The 20,539-nt window shown below is 56.4% G+C and carries 19 protein-coding genes; 13 read left to right on the top strand and 6 right to left on the bottom strand.

Translation table 11 applies throughout. The features are described from left to right. Positions 1-13: 13 nt before the first annotated feature. From ACDO57_RS11575 to ACDO57_RS11585, 3 genes are all read right to left on the bottom strand, one after another. Entirely contained in the window at positions 14-757 is a 744-nt protein-coding gene (locus tag ACDO57_RS11575) for a type 2 GTP cyclohydrolase I (protein ID WP_024908806.1), read from the bottom strand. A gap of 10 nt (positions 758-767) precedes the next feature. Further along, positions 768-2,180, bottom strand: a complete 1,413-nt coding sequence (gene phrB / locus ACDO57_RS11580; RefSeq protein ID WP_370883991.1) for a deoxyribodipyrimidine photo-lyase — start codon at positions 2,178-2,180, stop codon at positions 768-770. 347 nt (positions 2,181-2,527) lie between these two features. Further along, positions 2,528-2,734, bottom strand: coding sequence for a YbfA family protein (locus ACDO57_RS11585; RefSeq protein ID WP_013097552.1), 207 nt, complete (start codon positions 2,732-2,734; stop codon positions 2,528-2,530). A 309-nt stretch (positions 2,735-3,043) separates the two neighbouring features. Here ACDO57_RS11585 and kdpF point away from each other — a divergent pair, with 309 nt between their 5' ends. The 9 genes from kdpF to potE all read left to right on the top strand — a co-directional run bounded on the left by kdpF (position 3,044) and on the right by potE (position 14,975). After that, a complete protein-coding gene (kdpF, locus tag ACDO57_RS11590; protein WP_014069365.1) occupies positions 3,044-3,133 on the top strand; it encodes a K(+)-transporting ATPase subunit F in 90 nt (29 codons plus the stop codon). Further along, a complete protein-coding gene (gene kdpA / locus ACDO57_RS11595; protein WP_370883992.1) occupies positions 3,133-4,812 on the top strand; it encodes a potassium-transporting ATPase subunit KdpA in 1,680 nt (559 codons plus the stop codon). Before kdpF ends, kdpA begins: the two co-directional genes overlap by 1 nt. 18 nt (positions 4,813-4,830) lie before the next feature. Continuing rightward, positions 4,831-6,879: a potassium-transporting ATPase subunit KdpB gene (gene kdpB, locus ACDO57_RS11600; protein ID WP_024908809.1), complete on the top strand. Its 2,049-nt coding sequence runs from the start codon at positions 4,831-4,833 to the stop codon at positions 6,877-6,879. A 12-nt stretch (positions 6,880-6,891) separates the two neighbouring features. Next, a complete protein-coding gene (gene kdpC, locus ACDO57_RS11605; RefSeq protein ID WP_370883993.1) occupies positions 6,892-7,467 on the top strand; it encodes a potassium-transporting ATPase subunit KdpC in 576 nt (191 codons plus the stop codon). Beyond that, on the top strand, positions 7,468-10,155 hold the full coding sequence (gene kdpD / locus ACDO57_RS11610; RefSeq protein ID WP_370883994.1) for a two-component system sensor histidine kinase KdpD: 2,688 nt from the start codon (positions 7,468-7,470) through the stop codon (positions 10,153-10,155). It abuts the gene before it with no gap. Next, on the top strand, positions 10,152-10,829 hold the full coding sequence (gene kdpE, locus ACDO57_RS11615; RefSeq protein ID WP_024908812.1) for a two-component system response regulator KdpE: 678 nt from the start codon (positions 10,152-10,154) through the stop codon (positions 10,827-10,829). Before kdpD ends, kdpE begins: the two co-directional genes overlap by 4 nt. Positions 10,830-11,107: 278 nt before the next feature. Further along, the gene (speFL, locus tag ACDO57_RS11620; protein WP_003858645.1) at positions 11,108-11,212 is read left to right on the top strand and encodes a leader peptide SpeFL; all 105 of its coding nucleotides are present in this window, start codon (positions 11,108-11,110) and stop codon (positions 11,210-11,212) included. A gap of 254 nt (positions 11,213-11,466) precedes the next feature. Continuing rightward, positions 11,467-13,665: an ornithine decarboxylase SpeF gene (gene speF / locus ACDO57_RS11625; RefSeq protein ID WP_032649529.1), complete on the top strand. Its 2,199-nt coding sequence runs from the start codon at positions 11,467-11,469 to the stop codon at positions 13,663-13,665. Continuing rightward, positions 13,662-14,975 (top strand): putrescine-ornithine antiporter, encoded by a 1,314-nt coding sequence (potE, locus tag ACDO57_RS11630; RefSeq protein WP_032649532.1) that lies wholly within the window; start codon positions 13,662-13,664, stop codon positions 14,973-14,975. The genes speF and potE overlap by 4 nt, the downstream gene beginning before the upstream one ends. A gap of 104 nt (positions 14,976-15,079) precedes the next feature. On the opposite strand, the gene pgm is transcribed toward potE, so the two are convergent. Beyond that, on the bottom strand, positions 15,080-16,720 hold the full coding sequence (gene pgm, locus ACDO57_RS11635) for a phosphoglucomutase (alpha-D-glucose-1,6-bisphosphate-dependent) (RefSeq protein ID WP_024908814.1): 1,641 nt from the start codon (positions 16,718-16,720) through the stop codon (positions 15,080-15,082). A 24-nt stretch (positions 16,721-16,744) separates the two neighbouring features. Further along, positions 16,745-17,293: a replication initiation negative regulator SeqA gene (seqA, locus tag ACDO57_RS11640; RefSeq protein WP_008501070.1), complete on the bottom strand. Its 549-nt coding sequence runs from the start codon at positions 17,291-17,293 to the stop codon at positions 16,745-16,747. 183 nt (positions 17,294-17,476) lie between these two features. On the opposite strand from seqA, the gene ybfF reads away from it, so the two are divergent. The 4 genes from ybfF to fur all read left to right on the top strand — a co-directional run bounded on the left by ybfF (position 17,477) and on the right by fur (position 20,089). Beyond that, a complete protein-coding gene (gene ybfF / locus ACDO57_RS11645) occupies positions 17,477-18,250 on the top strand; it encodes an esterase (protein ID WP_024908815.1) in 774 nt (257 codons plus the stop codon). Positions 18,251-18,378: 128 nt separating this feature from the next. Further along, a complete protein-coding gene (gene ybfE, locus ACDO57_RS11650) occupies positions 18,379-18,666 on the top strand; it encodes a LexA regulated protein (protein WP_024908816.1) in 288 nt (95 codons plus the stop codon). Between the two features lie 155 nt (positions 18,667-18,821). Beyond that, entirely contained in the window at positions 18,822-19,352 is a 531-nt protein-coding gene (gene fldA / locus ACDO57_RS11655; protein ID WP_008501067.1) for a flavodoxin FldA, read from the top strand. Positions 19,353-19,642: 290 nt separating this feature from the next. After that, positions 19,643-20,089 (top strand): ferric iron uptake transcriptional regulator, encoded by a 447-nt coding sequence (gene fur / locus ACDO57_RS11660; RefSeq protein WP_023310771.1) that lies wholly within the window; start codon positions 19,643-19,645, stop codon positions 20,087-20,089. Between the two features lie 96 nt (positions 20,090-20,185). Here fur and chiQ read toward each other — a convergent pair whose 3' ends face one another. Then, entirely contained in the window at positions 20,186-20,515 is a 330-nt protein-coding gene (gene chiQ / locus ACDO57_RS11665; protein WP_024908817.1) for a ChiQ/YbfN family lipoprotein, read from the bottom strand. Positions 20,516-20,539 lie beyond the last annotated feature (24 nt).

A 20,539-nucleotide genomic window follows, 5' to 3' on the forward strand; every position in this document is an offset into this window, starting at 1 on the left:
CAGGCACCTCTCATCAGGCCGGGTTAGGGATATCAATAAAGGTCACATCCAGATCGGTGTTTTCCGTCAGCCACTCGCTGAGGGCGCGAATGCCGCCGCGCTCGGTGGCATGATGGCCTGCCGCGTAAAAATGCAGCCCCTGCTCACGCGCCGAATGAATCGTCTGCTCGGACACCTCGCCGGTGATAAAAGCATCGACACCAAAACGCGCGGCGCTGTCGATAAAGCCCTGCCCGCCACCGGTACACCAGGCCACACGCTTGACCGTATCCGGGCCGGTATCACCGCTCCATAGCGGACGACGCCCCAGGCGCGCTTCAATCCACGAGGCCAGCTCCAGCCCCGGAACCGGCATCGCCAGTTCGCCCCACGGCACCAGCGGCTCAATCTCGCCCATCACGGTAATGCCCAGTAGCTGCGCCAGCTGGACGTTGTTACCGAGTTCCGGGTGCGCATCCAGCGGCAGGTGGTAACCGTACAGGTTAATGTCATTTGCCAGCAGCGTTTTCAGGCGGTTGCGCTTCATGCCGCGAATAATCGGCGATTCGTTTTTCCAGAAGTAACCGTGATGGACAATCACCGCATCAGCGTTCTGACGGACCGCCTCGTCCAGCAGCGCCTGGCTTGCCGTGACGCCGGTGATAATTTTTTGCACCGTCTCACGCCCCTCAACCTGGAGCCCGTTCGGGCCGTAATCGCTGAAGGAGGCGCTGTTCAGTTTTTCGTTAATCAGGCGTTCCAGTTCGCTGTTTTTCATCATCACTCTCTTATGCTTTGCGGGCCGCTTCGTACGCAGCCAGCGTGGCGACACGCGCCTGTTTATGATCGACAATCGGGCGGGGATAATTCAGTTTTACACGCTGTTTATCCGCCCATGCCCACGGTTCGTGGATCGCTTTAGCCGGTATCTCTTTAAGTTCAGGGACCCAGCGGCGGATAAACTCACCGTCCTCATCAAATTTTTGTCCCTGAGTGGTTGGATTAAAAATCCGGAAATAGGGAGCCGCATCGGTGCCCGTTGAGGCTGCCCACTGCCAGCCGCCGTTATTCGCGGCAAGATCGCCATCGATCAGCTGAGAGATAAAATAGCGCTCTCCGATACGCCAGTCGATAAGCAGATCCTTCACCAGAAAGCTGGCGGTAATCATTCGCAGGCGGTTGTGCATCCACCCCGTCTCATTGAGCTGACGCATCGCGGCATCGACTATCGGATAGCCCGTCTGCCCTTTTTGCCAGGCCTGTAAAAGTGCCTCGTCGTGCTGCCATTTTACGTTGTCGGTCCAGGGAATGAACGGACGATGCTTACAGAGATCGGGATGATACGTCATCAGATGGCGATAAAACTCACGCCAGATCAGTTCATTCAGCCAGACGGACCCAGCGCCGCCCTCCAGTGCCTGCGGCTGCTCCGCCAGCAGACGGTGTAAACACTGACGAGGAGAGATCGCGCCCAGCGCCAGACAGGCCGACAGGCGGCTGGTGCCCTCGATGGCGGGAAAATCCCGACGCGCGTCGTAGTTGGCCGCATCCTGTTTGCAGAACTGGCGCAGTTGGGCGATGGCCGCTTTCTCATCAGCGGGGAACAGCGCTTTATCAAACGGCTGCTGAGGATAATCGAACGTCAGTTCAGGCAGGTCCTTTATGGCTTCGCCCCTCGCGGCAGGCGCGGCAACGCACTCCGGCAACGCCTCTTTCAGACGTTTGATAAAGGCATTTTTAAACGGTGTGAAAACTTTATACATCTCACGGTTGCCGGTCATCACGCTGCCCGGCGCCAGCATCACGCTGTCATCAAATCCTTCACAGACCACATCTTCCAGTATCTTCTCCAGCTGACGGTCGCGCTGCTGCTCGTTGAATTCGTACTGATAGTTGTAAAAAAGATGCGTGACGTTGTGCTGCTTACAGGTCTCCTGCACCGTCTGCAGCTGTGCGGCAAAATCACTTACCTCTTTATAAATCAGCGGTATGCCTTTTCCGGCAAGCGAATGCTGCAGATCGGTCAGATACGCCCGCAGCAAGGCCGCCTGGCGTGGCGCCATATCATGCTGCCGCCACTGCCCGGGCGTAGCCACAAACAGAGCCAGTACGTTAGCGTCTTTGGCGCGGCAGGCTGCCGCGAGGGCGATGTTGTCATTTACGCGCAGATCCGCGCGAAACCAAACCAGATGGGTGGGCATAAAACTCCAGGCAAATATCCATTATGTCCGTAAGGGCATGCCGTAAAAGGAAAAAGCATGCATTGAACTACTTTGCCATGAAGTGTAGACGGGATGAAATAAAAAAGGCCGCCCGAGGCGGCCTTAACGCTACTTGTCCTGCGAGATCGTGGTTAAAGCAACAAACCCGATCGGCTCATCACTTATTAGGATTTTATAAAGGCTTCGAGGGATTGCCATCTGCTTACAGGAGGGGATGATAAAAATCCCGGGTAGGGGCTGGAAGACCACCCAACGGACCGCGAATCCCGAGGGACAAAAAAACCGCCACATTACTGTTGGCGGTTTTTTTATTGCTGTGTGTAGTCTTAGTAGAAGTCGCAGGTCGCTTTCTCGGCCTGATCCATCCACACCGGCTTCTCGCTGGTTTTCGCCCAGACGCGGTGCAGATAGCTATAAAAACGTGCACGATCTTTCCAGAACAACATCACCGGCAGAGCCAGCACGCCAGCTACTACGGCGAAAGCGCGGCGCATAAACACGATATGAGCCGGATACTCTTTATAAAGATCCATATTTTTCTCCCCTATAGTTGGCCGGAAACGTCATCCGGAAAATTCAAAATCTGTGACCTGGCTAAAATAATATCGCTTTGTTTGTAATTTTACTACTCATCCGACCACTTATTTTCATCCGTTTAGTGAAAATTTACATTCACGCCGTAATTAAGTTACAAAAAAGTTAACGATTTACTTATCAATAGTTAAATTGTGGGCTTTGCCATCTTTATACTTTTTTTACACCCACCTTCTCCATTTTTGCGAAATCTTTGCGCCAGAAATCCTACCGTTAGCACAACAACGAAAGTCACCCGGAGGTGGATTGTGAGTGCAGGTCTTATTGCCGGCATCGTGCTGGTGTTCCTGTTATTGGGTTATCTGGTTTATGCCCTGATTAATGCGGAGGCATTCTGATGGCTGCTCAGGCGTTTTTGCTTATTGCCAGTTTCTTAGTGGTGTTGTTCGTCCTGGCAAGGCCACTGGGCTCGGGGCTGGCACGGCTGATCAATAACGTTCCCCTGCCCGGCACGGGAAGCGTTGAAAAAGGGATCTGGCGCGTACTGGGTGTAGACGATCGGGAGATGAACTGGCGTGACTATCTGATCGCCATTCTGCTGCTGAACATTGTCGGACTCATTGCGCTTTTTGCCATGCTGATGTTGCAGGGTATCCTGCCGCTGAATCCGCAACAATTACCGGGCCTGTCGTGGCATCTTGCGCTGAACACGGCAGTCAGTTTTGTCACCAACACCAACTGGCAGTCCTATTCCGGTGAAACCACGCTCAGCTACTTCAGCCAGATGGTCGGGTTAACCGTGCAGAACTTCCTCTCTGCCGCCAGCGGTATTGCGGTGATCTTCGCGCTGACGCGTGCGTTTGCACGTCAGAAAGTGAGTACGTTAGGTAACGCATGGGTAGACCTGACGCGCATTACGCTGTGGATCCTGCTGCCGATTGCGCTGCTGATCGCGCTGTTCTTTATTCAGCAGGGCACCCTGCAAAACCTGATGCCTTACACGCCTTATACCTCGCTGGAAGGCGCAAAACAGCTCCTGCCGATGGGGCCGGTGGCGTCGCAGGAAGCCATCAAAATGCTCGGGACGAACGGCGGGGGCTTCTTCAACGCCAACTCCTCGCATCCGTTTGAAAACCCTACCGCTCTGACCAATTTTGTGCAGATGCTGGCGATTTTCCTGGTCCCCGCCGCGCTCTGCTTTGCCTTTGGAGACGTAGTCAACGATCGCCGTCAGGGGCGCACCCTGCTCTGGACCATGTCGCTTATCTTCGTGGTCTGTGTTGCGCTGGTGATGTGGGCCGAATGGCAGGGTAATCCGCACTTCCTGACACTGGGTGCCGACAGCGCAATCAACATGGAAGGTAAAGAGAGCCGCTTTGGCATTCTTGCCAGCAGCCTGTATGCGGTGGTCACCACGGCTGCCTCGTGCGGGGCGGTCAACGCCATGCACGATTCCTTTACGGCGCTGGGTGGCATGATCCCGATGTGGCTGATGCAGATTGGCGAGGTGGTGTTTGGCGGCGTAGGCTCTGGTCTGTACGGCATGCTGCTGTTCGTGCTGCTGGCGGTGTTTATTGCCGGTCTGATGATTGGCCGCACCCCGGAATATCTGGGTAAAAAAATCGACGTCCGCGAGATGAAATTAACCGCGCTGGCGATTCTGGTCACCCCGGCGCTTGTGCTGCTCGGCACCGCGCTGGCCCTGATGACCGAGGCCGGACGCAGCGGCATCTTTAACCCTGGCATTCACGGTTTTAGTGAAGTGCTGTATGCCGTCTCCTCTGCCGCCAACAACAACGGCAGCGCCTTTGCAGGCTTAAGCGCCAACTCACCGTTCTGGAACTGCCTGCTGGCGTTCTGCATGTTCGTGGGTCGTTTCGGGATCATCGTGCCGGTTATGGCGATAGCCGGATCGCTGGTGAACAAAAAAATCCAACCGACCACCACCGGGACGTTACCGACCCACGGCGCGCTGTTTATCGGCCTGCTGACGGGCACCGTGTTACTGGTCGGCGCCCTGACCTTTATCCCCGCCCTCGCGTTAGGCCCGGTCGCGGAATACCTCTCTTTACGCTGATTTTGCGGAGAAATTGTCATGAGTCGTAAACAACTGGCCCTGTTCGAACCGTCATTAGTTCGTCAGGCGCTCATGGATGCGGTGAAAAAGCTGAGCCCGCGCGTGCAGTGGCACAACCCGGTGATGTTTATTGTCTGGGCGGGAAGCGTCCTGACCACCGGCCTGGCGATTGCCATGGGAACGGGCCACATGCCGGGGAATGCGATGTTTACCGGTGCCATCAGCCTGTGGCTGTGGTTTACCGTGCTGTTCGCCAACTTTGCGGAAGCGCTGGCGGAAGGCCGGAGTAAAGCCCAGGCCAACAGCCTGAAAGGGGTGAAAAAAACCGCCTTCGCGCGCAAGCTACGTGAACCGAAATACGGCGCGCAGATGGACCACGTTCCGGCGGATGAACTGCGTAAAGGCGATGTGGTGCTTGTGGAAGCCGGTGACATCATCCCTTGCGACGGCGAAGTCATTGAAGGGGGAGCATCGGTGGATGAAAGCGCCATCACCGGCGAATCCGCGCCGGTGATCCGTGAGTCCGGCGGCGATTTCGCCTCCGTGACGGGCGGGACGCGCATTCTTTCCGACTGGCTGGTGATACAGTGCAGCGTTAACCCGGGTGAAACCTTCCTCGACCGGATGATCGCCATGGTGGAAGGCGCCCAGCGTCGTAAAACGCCAAACGAAATTGCCCTGACCATCCTGCTGGTGGCCCTGACCATCGTCTTCCTGCTGGCAACCGCGACGCTGTGGCCATTCTCTGCCTATGGCGGTACCGCGGTCACCGTCACGGTACTGGTGGCGCTGCTGGTTTGTCTGATCCCAACCACCATTGGCGGCCTGCTGTCGGCCATCGGCGTGGCCGGCATGAGCCGTATGCTCGGTGCCAACGTTATCGCCACCAGCGGGCGTGCGGTGGAAGCCGCCGGTGACGTGGACGTCTTACTGCTGGATAAAACCGGGACCATCACCCTCGGCAACCGTCAGGCGTCAGATTTCTTACCCGCCCCGGGCGTGGATGAAAAAACGCTGGCAGATGCCGCGCAGCTCTCATCCCTTGCCGATGAAACCCCGGAAGGCCGCAGTATCGTGATCCTCGCCAAGCAGCGCTTTAACCTGCGCCAGCGCGACGTTCAGAGCCTGCACGCCACGTTCGTGCCCTTCACGGCGCAAACCCGCATGAGCGGCATTAACATTCAGGATCGCATGATCCGTAAAGGCTCGGTTGACGCCATCCGCCGCCACATCGAGGCTAACAACGGTCACTTCCCGCCGGAAGTGGACAGCCTGGTCGAAAGCGTGGCCCGTCAGGGGGCGACGCCGCTGGTGGTGGCCGAAGGGGCCCATGTGCTGGGGGTGATTGCGCTGAAGGATATCGTCAAAGGCGGTATCAAGGAGCGCTTTGCCCAGCTGCGTAAGATGGGGATCAAAACGGTAATGATCACCGGGGATAACCGTCTTACCGCCGCGGCGATTGCCGCCGAAGCGGGCGTGGATGATTTCCTTTCCGAAGCCACCCCGGAAGCCAAGCTGGCACTGATTCGTCAGTATCAGGCGGAAGGCCGTCTGGTGGCGATGACGGGTGACGGGACCAACGATGCCCCTGCCCTGGCGCAGGCCGACGTGGCGGTGGCAATGAACTCCGGTACCCAGGCGGCAAAAGAGGCGGGCAATATGGTCGACCTCGACTCTAACCCGACCAAGCTGATCGAAGTGGTACACATCGGCAAGCAGATGCTGATGACGCGCGGGTCGCTGACCACGTTCAGTATCGCCAACGACGTGGCGAAGTATTTCGCCATCATTCCGGCCGCGTTTGCCGCGACCTATCCGCAGTTAAACGCCCTGAACGTGATGCACCTGCACTCTCCGGCCTCGGCCATTCTGAGCGCAGTCATCTTTAACGCCCTGATTATTGTCTTCCTGATCCCGCTGGCGCTGAAGGGCGTGAGCTACAAGCCGCTCACGGCGGCCGCCATGCTGCGCCGTAACCTGTGGATTTACGGCCTGGGCGGGCTGGTGGTGCCCTTCGTCGGTATCAAGGTTATCGACCTGCTGTTGACGCTGTTCGGCCTGGTTTAAAAGGTGAATCAAATGACCATGTTACGCCCCGCTATACTTCTGTTTATTCTGCTGTCTCTCATTACCGGCGGGCTGTACCCGCTGGTGACCACCGCGCTGGGCCAGTGGTGGTTTAAGGATCAGGCTAACGGCTCGCTGATACTGCAAAACGGTGAAAACCGCGGTTCTCGCCTGATTGGTCAGAACTTTACGGATGCCCGCTACTTCCAGGGACGCCCTTCCGCCACTGCCGAAAGCCCGTATAATCCGATGGCATCCGGCGGCAGCAACCTGGCGGGCAGCAACCCGGAGCTGGACAAAGCCGTCACTGAGCGCGTGGCAGCCCTGCGCGCCGCGAATCCACAGGCCAGCCGGGAAGTACCCGTGGAGCTGGTGACCGCCTCGGCCAGCGGGCTGGACTACAGCCTGACGCCGTCAGCCGTGGCATGGCAGATCCCGCGCGTCGCCGCCGCCCGCCAGCTAACCGTCGAACAGGTGAGCCAGCTGGTTGCAGAGCACACGCAAAAGCCGCTGGTCAGCTTCATCGGCATGCCCGTGGTAAATATTGTTGAGCTGAATCTGGCGCTGGACGCGCTAAGGAAAAACTAAATGACCGACGAGCCCATGCGCCCGGATCCGGACAGGCTGCTTGAACAGACGGCTGAAGCCCATCGTGGCAAACTGAAAATTTTCTTCGGCGCCTGCGCGGGCGTCGGGAAAACCTTCGCCATGCTGACGGAAGCCCAGCGGCTTCGGGCGCAGGGGCTCGATATTTTGATCGGCGTGGTTGAAACCCACGGACGTAAAGAGACGGCATCGCTGCTGAAGGGGCTGGCTACCCAGCCGCCCCGCCGCATCAGCCATCGCGGTCGGTTAGTCACCGAATTCGATCTCGATGCCGCCCTCGCCCGCCGTCCCGCCCTTATCCTGATGGACGAACTGGCGCACAGCAATGCGCCAGGCTCACGCCACCCAAAACGCTGGCAGGATGTTGAAGAGCTACTTGAAGCCGGTATCGATGTGTTCACCACGGTTAACGTTCAGCATCTTGAAAGCCTGAACGACGTGGTCAGCGGCGTGACCGGCATTCAGGTGCGCGAGACGGTGCCCGACCCCTTCTTTGATTCCGCGGACGAGGTGGTGCTGGTCGACCTGCCCCCCGATGATTTGCGCCAGCGCCTCCATGAAGGCAAAGTGTATATCGCCGGCCAGGCCGAGCGCGCCATCGAACATTTCTTCCGTAAAGGCAACCTGATAGCCCTGCGCGAGCTGGCCCTGCGCCGAACCGCCGACCGGGTGGACGATCAGATGCGCGCCTGGCGCGACCTGCAGGGCCAGGAACGCGTCTGGCACACGCGGGATGCCATCCTGCTGTGCGTCGGCCACGGCAGCGGCAACGAAAAGCTTGTCCGCACCGCCGCGCGCCTCGCTGCAAAATTTGGCAGCGTCTGGCATGCGGTATATGTCGAAACGCCGCAGCTCCACGCGCTACCCGAAAACCAGCGTCGCGCGATCCTGAGTTCGCTGCGCCTGGCGCAGGAGCTGGGTGCCGAAACCGCCACCCTTTCCGACCCACAGGAAGATAAAGCCATTCTGCGCTACGCGCGCGAGCACAACCTGGGGAAAATCGTCATTGGCCGTCGCCAGCATCGCCGCTGGTTTAGCCGCGAATCCTTTGCCGACAAGCTGGCTCGTCGTGCGCCGGATCTGGATCTGGTGATCGTGGCGCTGGATGACAAACCTACCCCCTTACCGAATCGCGCGCCGGACAGCCGCACCTTCAGCGATAAATGGCGCATTCAGCTTCGCGGCTGTCTTGTCGCCGTCGTGCTCTGCGCCCTGATTACCGTCATTGCCAGCCAGTGGCTGATTGCGTTTGATGCCGCCAACCTGGTGATGATCTACCTTCTTGGCGTGGTGGTGGTGGCGCTCTTTTACGGGCGCTGGCCGTCGGTACTGGCGACGGTTGTCAACGTCATCAGCTTCGATCTGTTCTTTATTGCTCCCCGCGGGACGCTCGCCGTCTCGGACGTACAATACATTCTCACCTTTGCGGTGATGCTCACCGTCGGGCTGGTGATCGGGAATCTGACGGCGGGCGTGCGCTACCAGGCGCGCATCGCCCGCTACCGCGAACAGCGTACGCGCCATCTCTATGAGATGTCGAAATCGCTGGCGGTGGGCCGTACGCCGCTGGATATCGTGCAGACCAGCGAGCAGTTTATTCGCTCGACGTTTCATGCCAGCAACCTGATTTTACTCCCGGACGAACACGGTAAGCTGCGCCCGCTGACCTCGGCCAGCGGCATGACGCCCTGGGACGAAGCCATCGCGCGCTGGAGCTTTGACAAAGGCTTACCGGCGGGCGCAGGGACCGACACCCTCCCCGGCGTGCCCTATCAAATTCTGCCGCTGCGCAGTGCCGATAAAAATCAGGGGCTGGTCATCGTGGAGCCTTCCAACCTGCGCCAGCTGATGATCCCCGAACAGCAGCGACTGCTGGAGACGTTCACGCTGCTGGTTGCCAGCGCGCTGGAACGACTGGCCCTCACCGCCAGCGAGGAACAGGCCCGTCTGGCGAGCGAGCGGGAAAGCATTCGTAACTCGCTGCTGGCGGCGCTCTCGCACGATCTGCGTACCCCGCTCACCGTCCTGTTTGGTCAGTCAGAAATCCTGACGCTGGACCTGGCGGCGGAAGGCTCTAAACACGCCCTTCAGGCCAGCGAGATCCGCCAGCATGTGCTGAATACCACGCGCCTGGTGAATAACCTGCTCGATATGGCGCGTATCCAGTCAGGCGGTTTTAACCTCAAAAAAGAGTGGCTCACGCTGGAAGAGGTGGTGGGCAGCGCCCTGAAAATGCTCGAACCCGGCCTGGGCGGGCGACATATCGCGCTGAACATGCCCGAGCCTCTGACGTTAATTCACGTCGACGGTCCGCTGTTTGAGCGGGTGCTGATCAACCTGCTGGAGAACGCCGGCAAATATGCGGGCTCCAGCGCCCGGATTGGGGTGGATGCGACGGTGGACGATGGTACGCTTCGTCTTGACGTCTGGGATACCGGCCCCGGCATCCCAGCCGGGCAGGAGCTGGCTATTTTCGAAAAATTCGCACGCGGCAATAAGGAGTCGGCCATTCCAGGCGTCGGGCTGGGGCTGGCGATTTGTCAGGCAATCATTGACGTCCACGGCGGGTCCATTTCCGCAGAGAATCGTCCCGAAGGCGGCGCACGTTTTTGTGTTACACTTCCTCTGGAAACCCCGCCAGAACTTAATGAATTACCAGAGGATTTGTGATCAACGTTCTGATTGTTGAAGATGAGATCGCCATTAGCCGTTTTCTGCGCGCTGCGCTGGAAGGAGACGGTCTGCGCGTTCATGATGCGGGTACGCTTCAGCGGGGTTTAATTGAAGCCGCTACCCGCAAGCCGGACCTGGTGATCCTCGATCTTGGCCTACCGGACGGTGACGGCATCGATTTTATCCGGGAAGTCCGTCAGTGGAGCCAGATGCCGATCCTCGTGCTCTCCGCCCGTACTGAAGAGACGGATAAAATCGCGGCGCTGGATGCCGGGGCGGATGACTATCTGATTAAACCTTTTGGGATCGGCGAACTACAGGCCCGCCTTCGCGTGGCGCTGCGTCGCCACAGCGCAACCACGCCTGCTGACCCAACCTACACGTTTGGGGATATCCGGGTTGACCTGGCCGCGCGGCGCATTGTGCGCGGCGATGAGGAGATTCACCTCACGCCGATAGAATTTCGCCTGCTCGCCGTACTGCTCAACAACCACGGTAAGGTACTCACCCAACGCCAACTGTTAAGTCAGGTGTGGGGACCCAACGCTGTGGAACATAGTCATTATTTACGCATATATATGGGACATCTTCGTCAGAAACTCGAAGTCGACCCCGCTCGCCCTCGCCATCTATTAACTGAAACCGGTATCGGTTATCGGTTTATGCTTTGAATAACTATTCATTTTATTTCTAAATAAAACTCAATCCCTCAGAAAATATTTCACAAATAACCCATACGTTATTTTTACGGGTTATTTTTGCTCATTTAAAACATTGATAACACAACCCATTAACGCACCATCAACAAATCAGAATTTTGATCTGCGATATTCATCTAAAACGAATATTTATTTCTGATTTGATCGATTATCGGTGATCTAACTCACGGTTAATCGCCTTTTCCTGGATAAAATGACCATGCTTTCAATTACTGAAAGGAAAATGAATCATGGAAAACAACAATCGTTTAATGCCCCATATAAGGCGGACAACACATATCATGATGTTTGCCCACCGAAACTGCTTTGACTTTCATCTCTTTAATGCCCGGTAGTCCTTCGACTTCTGGCGCACTCGCTTACAGGTCATCCTGAAACACCTTATTTTACAGGCTATTGCCTGTGAACTCGTGCGCTCATTCATTTTGATTCAGACTCATCCGCACCGGGCGGACTGAATTTCAATCATCAAAAAAGCAATTCACTGATTTAAATCAGCGGCCACCTTTGCTTTTTTTTCCGGAAAATTATCGATTTCTTTCTTGCAAGAAATCGAGGGACGCTTATTACCTAAAATAAAGAGAGAAAGATGAAAAGTTTAAAAATCGCAGCCAGCCGTGCCTGTCCGGATTGCTTTACCACCCAGCGTGAACTGGTGGATGTCCGCGCTTCTGATTATATTGATGTTGCCGCCATTGTTCTGGCGGTAACGGATATTGCCAGCGGTATCCTGGACGAAATAGAAGCCACCGGTTTTGGCATTCCTGTTTTTGTCGCGACGCATAAAGAAGAGATCATTCCGGCAGACTATTTATCGCGCATTCATGGCGTATTTGAGTATTCAGACACCAGCAACGACTTTTATGGACGCCAGCTGGAAGCAGCGGCCCTGAAGTACGAAACCCAACTGCGCCCGCCGTTTTTCCGCGCACTGGTCGACTACGTGAAGCAGGGCAACAGTGCGTTTGACTGCCCGGGGCATCAGGGCGGCCAGTTCTTCCGCCGCCATCCAGCCGGTAATCAGTTCGTTGATTTCTTTGGCGAGACGCTTTTCCGCTCCGATCTGTGCAACGCCGACGTCGCAATGGGCGATCTGCTGATCCACGAAGGCGCACCGTGCATTGCCCAGCAGCATGCGGCAAAAGTCTTTAATGCCGATAAGACCTACTTCGTGCTGAACGGCACCTCGTCATCCAACAAAGTGGTGCTTAACGCCCTGCTCACCCCGGGCGACCTGGTGCTGTTCGACCGTAACAACCACAAATCTAACCATCACGGTGCCCTCCTCCAGGCTGGCGCAACGCCGGTCTATCTCGAAACCGCGCGTAACCCGTACGGCTTCATTGGTGGCATTGACGCCCACTGCTTTGAAGAAAGCTATCTGCGCGAGCTCGTAGCAGAGGTGGCGCCGGGCCGTGCACGCGATGCGCGTCCGTTCCGTCTGGCGGTGATCCAGCTGGGTACCTACGATGGCACCATCTATAACGCCCGTCAGGTGGTGGATAAGATTGGGCACCTGTGTGATTACATCCTGTTTGACTCGGCCTGGGTGGGTTACGAGCAGTTTATTCCGATGATGGCCGACTGCTCGCCGCTGCTGCTGGAGCTGAACGAAAACGATCCGGGGATCCTGGTCACCCAGTCCGTGCATAAACAGCAGGCAGGCTTCTCCCAGACCTCGCAAATTCACAAGAAAGACAGCCACATCAAAGGCCAGCAGCGCTATGTCCCGCATAAGCGGCTGAATAATGCCTTTATGATGCATGCCTCCACCAGCCCGTTTTATCCGCTGTTTGCCGCGCTGGACATTAACGCCCGTATGCATGAAGGCCAGAGCGGCCGCAACATGTGGATGGACTGCGTGGTGAACGGTATCGAAGCGCGCAAGCTGATCCTGGAAAACTGCCAGTATCTGCGTCCCTTCGTGCCGGAGACGGTGGATGGCCGTCCGTGGGAAAGCTGGGATACGGCGGAGATTGCGACCGACCTGCGCTTCTTCCACTTCGTACCGGGTGAAAACTGGCACGCTTTTGAAGGCTACGCAGAGCACCAGTATTTTATCGACCCATGCAAGCTCCTGCTGACCACGCCGGGCATTAACGCCCGCACCGGGGAGTATGACGACTTCGGCGTGCCCGCCACTATCCTTGCCAACTTCCTGCGTGAAAACGGCATCGTGCCGGAAAAATGCGATCTCAACTCGATCCTGTTCCTGCTCACGCCTGCGGAAGATATGGGCAAACTGCAGCAGCTGGTGGCGCAGCTGGTGCGCTTCGAAAAACTGCTCGAGAGCGATGTTCCGCTGAAAGAGGTCCTGCCTTCTCTCTACAAACAGCATCCGGAACGTTACGCGGATTACACCCTGCGCCAGATCTGCCAGGAGATGCATGACCTGTACGCCCGTCACAACGTGAAACAGCTGCAGAAAGAGATGTTCCGCAAGTCTCACTTCCCACGCGTGATGATGAACCCGCAGGACGCGAACTACGCCTATCTGCGCGGTGAAGTTGAGCTGGTCTCCCTGCGCGACGCGGAAGGCCGCATCGCCGCCGAAGGCGCACTTCCTTATCCGCCGGGGGTGCTGTGTGTTGTCCCAGGGGAAGTCTGGGGCGGTTCCGTGCTGCGCTACTTTGCCGCCCTGGAAGAAGGCATCAACCTTCTGCCGGGCTTCGCGCCGGAGCTGCAGGGTGTGTACGTCGAGGAGTGTGAGGGCCGCAAACAGGTTCGCTGCAATGTCATCAAACAACCCGCCGCTCAGCCCGCGCTGCTGAAAGGAGAGAAATTATGAGTAAGTCCAATAAGATGGGCGTGGTGCAGCTGACCATCCTCACCATGGTGAACATGATGGGCTCCGGGATTATCATGCTGCCCACCAAGCTTGCAGAGGTGGGTACCATCTCTATCATCTCCTGGCTGGTGACGGCAGTCGGTTCAATGGCGCTGGCGTGGGCGTTCGCCAAGTGCGGGATGTTCAGCCGTAAGTCAGGCGGGATGGGGGGCTATGCCGAATACGCTTTTGGCAAGTCGGGCAACTTTATGGCCAACTACACCTACGGCGTGTCGCTGCTGATCGCCAACGTGGCGATTGCCATCTCCGCGGTGGGTTACGGTACGGAGCTGTTTGGCGCGACGCTCAGCCCGGTACAAATTGGGCTGGCGACCATCGGGGTTCTGTGGATCTGCACCGTGGCTAACTTTGGCGGCGCGCGTATCACCGGACAGCTCTCCAGCATCACCGTCTGGGGTGTGATTATCCCGGTTGTCGGCCTGTGCATCATCGGCTGGTTCTGGTTCAGCCCGACGCTGTACGCCAACTCCTGGAACCCTCACCATGTGCCGTTCTTTACCGCTGTGGGCTCTTCTATCGCTATGACGCTCTGGGCTTTCCTGGGGCTGGAATCCGCCTGCGCGAACGCGGAAGTGGTGGAGAATCCTGAAAAGAACGTGCCGATTGCGGTCCTTGGCGGAACGCTGGGCGCGGCGGTGATCTATATTGTCTCGACTAACGTGATTGCGGGTATCGTACCGAATATGGATCTGGCTAACTCCACGGCGCCGTTCGGGCTGGCCTTCGCGCAGATGTTCACGCCGGAAGTCGGGAAAGTGATCATGGGTCTGATGGTGATGTCCTGCTGCGGTTCACTCCTTGGGTGGCAGTTCACCATCGCACAGGTGTTTAAATCCTCCGCTGATGAAGGTTACTTCCCAAAAATCTTCTCCCGCGTGACCAAAGCGGATGCGCCGGTGCAGGGCATGCTGGCGATTGTTATCTTCCAGAGCGGATTGTCGCTGATGACCATTAGCCCGTCGCTGAACAGCCAGTTCAACGTGCTGGTCAACCTGGCGGTCGTGACAAATATCATTCCGTATATTCTGTCGATGGCGGCGCTGGTGATTATTCAGAAAGTCGCGAAGGTGGATCCACGCAAGGCGCGCGCGGCCAATATCGTGGCGCTGATTGGCGCAATCTACAGCTTCTATGCGCTCTACTCATCCGGTGAGGAAGCGATGCTGTATGGCGCGATGGTGACCTTTATGGGCTGGACGCTGTACGGTCTGGTGTCACCACGGTTTGAATTGAAGAACAAGCACAGTTAGGTAAAAGCAAAACGGCAACCCAAGGGTTGCCGTTTTTATTGTTTTCTCCCTCTCCCTGTGGAAGAGGGCCGGGGTGAGGGCATCAGCCCGCACCCAAACCGCACTTACGCGTTTTTCAGCACTTCGCTGACAATCTCTACCGCTTCTTTCTCAATCTGCTGACGGTGCTCAGCGCCGAGGAAGCTTTCGCAATAGATTTTATACGCATCTTCCGTACCGGATGGACGCGCGGCAAACCAGCCGTTTTCGGTCATCACTTTCAGCCCACCAATGGAGGCACCGTTGCCCGGTGCCGCCGTCAGACGCGCGGTGATCGGGTCACCTGCCAGGGTGCTTGCGCTGACCATCTCCGGAGAGAGTTTGGACAGGGCCGCTTTCTGAGCTGACGTCGCGCTGGCCTGAATACGGTTATAGCTTGGTGCACCAAAGCGTGCCGCCAGATCATTGTAATGTTCCTGCGGGTTTTTACCGGTGACCGCGGTGATTTCCGCCGCCAGCAGGCACATGATGATGCCGTCTTTATCGGTTGACCATGGCGTGCCGTCGAAACGCAGGAAAGAGGCCCCCGCGCTCTCTTCACCACCGAAACCAAAGCTGCCGTCGTGCAGACCGTCAACGAACCATTTGAAGCCCACCGGCACTTCCACCAGCTTGCGGCCCAGCGCCTCGACCACCCGGTCGATCATCGCCGAGGAAACCAGCGTTTTACCGACGGCCACCTCTTTGCCCCACTGCGGACGGTGCTGGAACAGGTAGTTAATCGCAACCGCCAGATAGTGGTTCGGGTTCATCAGCCCGGCAGGGGTGACGATACCGTGACGGTCATAATCCGGGTCGTTCGCAAACGCCAGATCGAATTTATCACGCAGCGCCAGCAGGCCCGCCATCGCGCACTCGGAGGAGCAGTCCATACGGATCGCGCCGTCTTTATCCAGGTGCATAAAGCGGAAGGTCTGATCGACGTGATCGTTCACGATGGTCAGATCCAGCTTGTAGTGCTCGGCGATACGCTTCCAGTATTCGATACCGGAGCCGCCCAGCGGATCCACGCCCAGCTTCAGGCCGGCTTTCTGAATGGCCGCCATATCGACGATATCCGCCAGCCCTTCCACGAACGGCTGAACCAGATCCTGCTCTTTCACGTGGCCGGACGCCATGGCCGCATCCAGAGAGATGCGCTTCACGCCTTTCAGGCCATCAGCCAGCAAGGCGTTCGCACGATCTTCCACCACTTTGGTGACGTTGGTGTCGGCCGGGCCACCGTTAGGCGGGTTGTATTTGATGCCACCGTCTTCCGGCGGGTTGTGGGATGGCGTGATAACGATACCGTCAGCCAGCGCGCCACCTTTTTTGTTGTGTACCAGGATGGCGTTAGAGACCGCAGGCGTTGGGGTGAAGCCATTGTTCTCCTGAACAATGATATCGACGCCGTTTGCAGCCAGCACTTCCACAACAGAGATGAACGCCGGTTCAGACAGGGCATGGGTATCTTTCCCCACGTAGCACGGACCGGTAACGCCGTTTTTAGCGCGCTCTTCCGCAATGGCCTGAGCAATGGCCAGAATGTGCGGTTCGTTGAAGCTGTGGCGCGCCGCGCTGCCGCGGTGACCAGATGTACCAAACTTCACTGCGTGTTCTGCGTTGCCCACGACCGGCTTCAGCACGTAATACTGCGCGGTCAGCTGAGCGACGTTAATCAAATCGCTTTGTTGTGCAGGTTGGCCTGCACGGCTGTGATTTGCCATTACCGGGTCCTTCTGATGCAAGGGTTAAATTGTACCGCAAACCTTTTCAATCAATTCCGCCGGGAACTGCATGGACTGCATGATGTGTTCAATCATGCTGCACTTGCGGCCCGTATTGGTATTGGTTATCACCCAGTATGGGGTGCCAGGAACATGTTTGGGTTTGGTTTGATTGCCATTTTGCAGCAGCGTCTGCTCGTCGCCCGCGAAATAGACGCGAGTACGACCGTGCAGCGACTCGGTCGCTTCAGCAAACGCTTTGTTATCCAGTGAATAAAGTGTAGACAGCACCAGCATAAAGCGGTTAACCGCCTTTTTCTGCTCCGCGTATTCATCGGAGAGCAGCAGCTCGCGCATCGCGCGCACTTTATCTTTTGCCGGCGTCACGGCAGGTTTTGCTTGTGCAACAACGCTCGGCTGAGACACGACATCTTTGGTGACTGGGGTAGCAGGCTGTGAAGCGGCGGAAATTTTAAGCATGCGCCGTAAAATGTCGGACGCGCTCTCCCCGATATGCCGCGTCTGGCTGGCAATATACTGATAGAGTTCGTCATCAACTTCGATTGTTTTCATCTTAATCCAGTGCGATATCTTATCTGAATACAAGTCATTGGGATTATAAGGTCAAATCCCAACAGCGGATAGCGTCAAACCAGGTTGGCGGCAAAAGTCAGATTAAACTGGAACCTTGCAGCCGGGCGGCAGAATGGTCAACATGATACCCTAACCTGACATACGTAAAAAAAGAACTTTGCCATGAAATTGAATACCCGAGCGCAAACTGCACAATCGCCGAACAATAATTCTCCCATCGTACTGGTTCACGGGCTTTTTGGCAGCCTGGATAACCTGGGCGTGCTGGCACGCGATCTGGTTACCGACCACGATATTTTACAGGTCGATATGCGCAATCACGGTCTTTCCGGGCGTTCCGACGAGATGACCTACGCGGCGATGGCGCAGGATCTGCTGGATACGCTGGACGCACATAGCCTGCAGAAGGTAACGCTGATCGGGCATTCAATGGGTGGTAAAGCGGTGATGGCCCTGACGGCACTGGCCCCGGACCGTATTAGCGGCCTGGTGGTAATTGACGTCGCGCCCGTGGATTATGACGTCCGTCGTCACGACGAGATTTTTGCCGCCATTAATGCGGTCACAGAAGCGGGTGTCGCGACACGCCAACAGGCGGCTGCCGTCATGCGTGAGCATCTTGATGAAGAAGGCGTCGTGCAGTTCCTGCTGAAGTCGTTTGTTGACGGGCAATGGCGTTTTAACGTGCCGGTGCTCTGGGACCAGTACAACAACATCGTGGGCTGGAAAACCGTCCCCGCCTGGCCGCACCCTACCCTCTTTATTCGCGGCGGAAACTCACCTTACGTAACCGACGCGTACCGCGACACGCTGCTGGCCCAATTCCCGCAGGCTCGCGCCCACGTTATTGCCGGTGCCGGGCACTGGGTGCATGCGGAAAAACCTGACGCCGTGCTGCGCGCCATTCGCCGCTATCTTGCTGATACTGCAAATTGATTAAAAAGAGAGCGACTGGAAGGCTGCAGGCGTCCAGTCGTTGGCGTGCCGTTTTTGGTGATGTATGATGGCGCGCTTATCGCCCGGGCATTAGCAGGGCGGCGTGTTTCCCCCGAAGTCTCAGAATCATGGCCAAAGAACAAACGGACCGTACGACACTAGATCTGTTCGCGAATGAGCGTCGCCCGGGACGACCCAAGACGAATCCGCTTTCGCGCGATGAACAGCTGCGTATCAATAAACGCAACCAGCTTAAACGCGATAAAAATCGTGGGCTTAAGCGTGTCGAACTGAAGCTTAACGCCGACGCCGTCGATGCGCTGAACGAGCTGGCCGACGCGCGAAATATCAGCCGCAGTGAACTCATTGAAGAGATGTTGATCGCTCAGCTTGAAACGTTACGCGGCCAGGCATAAGTCTGAAAATCCCCTTTATCGCCCTTTTCATGTAGCACAGAGTGCAGTCCTGCGCGATAGCTGTTTCCGCAGGGTTGCCAGTTCTGCTATTATTGCCCTTATCCGTGGCCGAATTGCGCCACCATACTATTAAGTTTCAAGAGGTTATTTTACTCATGGCAATCATCGGCATTTTCTTTGGCAGTGATACCGGCAATACCGAAAATATCGCAAAAAACATTCAAAAACAGCTCGGTAAAGACGTTGCTGATGTGCATGACATCGCCAAGAGCAGCAAAGAAGATCTGGAAGGCTATGACATTTTGCTGCTGGGTATCCCAACCTGGTACTACGGTGAAGCCCAGTGCGACTGGGATGATTTCTTCCCGACGCTGGAAGAAGTCGACTTCAACGGTAAGCTGGTCGCCCTGTTTGGCTGTGGCGATCAGGAAGACTACGCCGAATACTTCTGTGACGCGCTGGGCACCATCCGCGACATCATTGAGCCGAATGGCGCGGTTATTGTAGGCCACTGGCCGACCGCCGGTTACCACTTCGAAGCGTCTAAAGGCCTGGCCGATGACGATCACTTCGTGGGTCTGGCCATCGACGAAGACCGTCAGCCAGAACTGACCGCCGAGCGTGTTGAGAAGTGGGTGAAGCAGATCCGTGAAGAACTGCACCTGGACGATATTCTGAACGCCTGATTATTTCGCGGCGCAACTGCGGTTGCGCCCATGCCCCAGGTCAAACCGATTAAATTAATCGCTACAATCTTTTAACTTTTTCGCCCAGACCTGTACAATGTCTCCCTGATAAAATGTGGTTTTCCATTGAGCAAGTTTGTTGGTGATACCCCATTTTTATAAGCATATTTTGCCTGAGACTTGCAGTTTTCATTTAGCCATGGCAGTTCTATAATGAGACGCATTATCCCAGGTGCATTTTCTGTCACTTCCTACAGAAGTGAATCGTTTAGCAACAGGACAGATTCCGCATGACTGACAACAATACCGCATTAAAGAAGGCTGGCCTGAAAGTTACGCTTCCTCGGTTAAAAATCCTTGAAGTGCTTCAGGGTCCAGACAATCACCATGTCAGTGCGGAAGACCTTTATAAACGTCTTATCGACATGGGTGAAGAGATTGGGCTGGCTACCGTCTATCGCGTGCTGAACCAGTTTGATGACGCGGGCATTGTTACCCGTCATAATTTCGAAGGCGGTAAATCTGTTTTCGAACTGACCCAGCAGCAGCACCACGATCACCTGATCTGCCTCGATTGCGGCAAGGTCATTGAATTCAGCGATGATTCCATCGAATCACGCCAGCGTGAAATCGCCGCGCGTCATGGCATCCGCCTGACCAACCACAGCCTGTACCTTTACGGTCATTGTGCTGAAGGCGATTGCCGCGAAGACGACCACGCGCACGACGCGAAATAAACAAGTGTTCATACTCTGAGCCAGCCGTAAGGTTGGCTTTTTTTTGCCTAAAAAAATGCCCGGTGGCGCAGCGCCACCGGGCATGATAACAGCGAGTTACTTACTGTTATTGCTTCGAATTTCTTTCCAAATCTGGTCGCAACGCTTCGCCACTTCCTGATCGTTACCGGTTTTACGCGCCTGGATACAGGCCTGGTAATCCATTACGCGGACATTTTCCTGCGTCGCGAACTGCTCATGCGCTTTCTCTTTCTTCAGCACGTTTAGCACGCTCTGACAGGCTTCAATTTTCTCCGGCGATCCTTCCGCAGTATTAATGCAGGCGCTATACGCCTCCTTCAGGCGGGAGTCCTCTTTTGGTGCCTGAGTCTGAGCACACGCCACCAGCCCTGATGCCAGCAACGCGACGACTACGATTTTTTTCATCATATACAGTCTCCATACCGGCGG

This window comes from Enterobacter cloacae complex sp. 2015409 (genome assembly GCF_041365315.1).
GTDB lineage: Bacteria > Pseudomonadota > Gammaproteobacteria > Enterobacterales > Enterobacteriaceae > Enterobacter > Enterobacter pseudoroggenkampii.

Coding starts and splice junctions, on each gene's coding strand:
- ACDO57_RS11575 (WP_024908806.1), bottom strand. CDS start 757: ATGAAAAACAGCGAACTGGAACGCCTGATTAACGAAAAACTGAACAGC.
- phrB (WP_370883991.1), bottom strand. CDS start 2,180: ATGCCCACCCATCTGGTTTGGTTTCGCGCGGATCTGCGCGTAAATGAC.
- ACDO57_RS11585 (WP_013097552.1), bottom strand. CDS start 2,734: ATGGATCTTTATAAAGAGTATCCGGCTCATATCGTGTTTATGCGCCGC.
- kdpA (WP_370883992.1), top strand. CDS start 3,133: ATGGCTGCTCAGGCGTTTTTGCTTATTGCCAGTTTCTTAGTGGTGTTG.
- kdpB (WP_024908809.1), top strand. CDS start 4,831: ATGAGTCGTAAACAACTGGCCCTGTTCGAACCGTCATTAGTTCGTCAG.
- kdpC (WP_370883993.1), top strand. CDS start 6,892: ATGACCATGTTACGCCCCGCTATACTTCTGTTTATTCTGCTGTCTCTC.
- kdpD (WP_370883994.1), top strand. CDS start 7,468: ATGACCGACGAGCCCATGCGCCCGGATCCGGACAGGCTGCTTGAACAG.
- speFL (WP_003858645.1), top strand. CDS start 11,108: ATGGAAAACAACAATCGTTTAATGCCCCATATAAGGCGGACAACACAT.
- speF (WP_032649529.1), top strand. CDS start 11,467: ATGAAAAGTTTAAAAATCGCAGCCAGCCGTGCCTGTCCGGATTGCTTT.
- potE (WP_032649532.1), top strand. CDS start 13,662: ATGAGTAAGTCCAATAAGATGGGCGTGGTGCAGCTGACCATCCTCACC.
- pgm (WP_024908814.1), bottom strand. CDS start 16,720: ATGGCAAATCACAGCCGTGCAGGCCAACCTGCACAACAAAGCGATTTG.
- seqA (WP_008501070.1), bottom strand. CDS start 17,293: ATGAAAACAATCGAAGTTGATGACGAACTCTATCAGTATATTGCCAGC.
- ybfF (WP_024908815.1), top strand. CDS start 17,477: ATGAAATTGAATACCCGAGCGCAAACTGCACAATCGCCGAACAATAAT.
- ybfE (WP_024908816.1), top strand. CDS start 18,379: ATGGCCAAAGAACAAACGGACCGTACGACACTAGATCTGTTCGCGAAT.
- fldA (WP_008501067.1), top strand. CDS start 18,822: ATGGCAATCATCGGCATTTTCTTTGGCAGTGATACCGGCAATACCGAA.
- fur (WP_023310771.1), top strand. CDS start 19,643: ATGACTGACAACAATACCGCATTAAAGAAGGCTGGCCTGAAAGTTACG.
- chiQ (WP_024908817.1), bottom strand. CDS start 20,515: ATGAAAAAAATCGTAGTCGTCGCGTTGCTGGCATCAGGGCTGGTGGCG.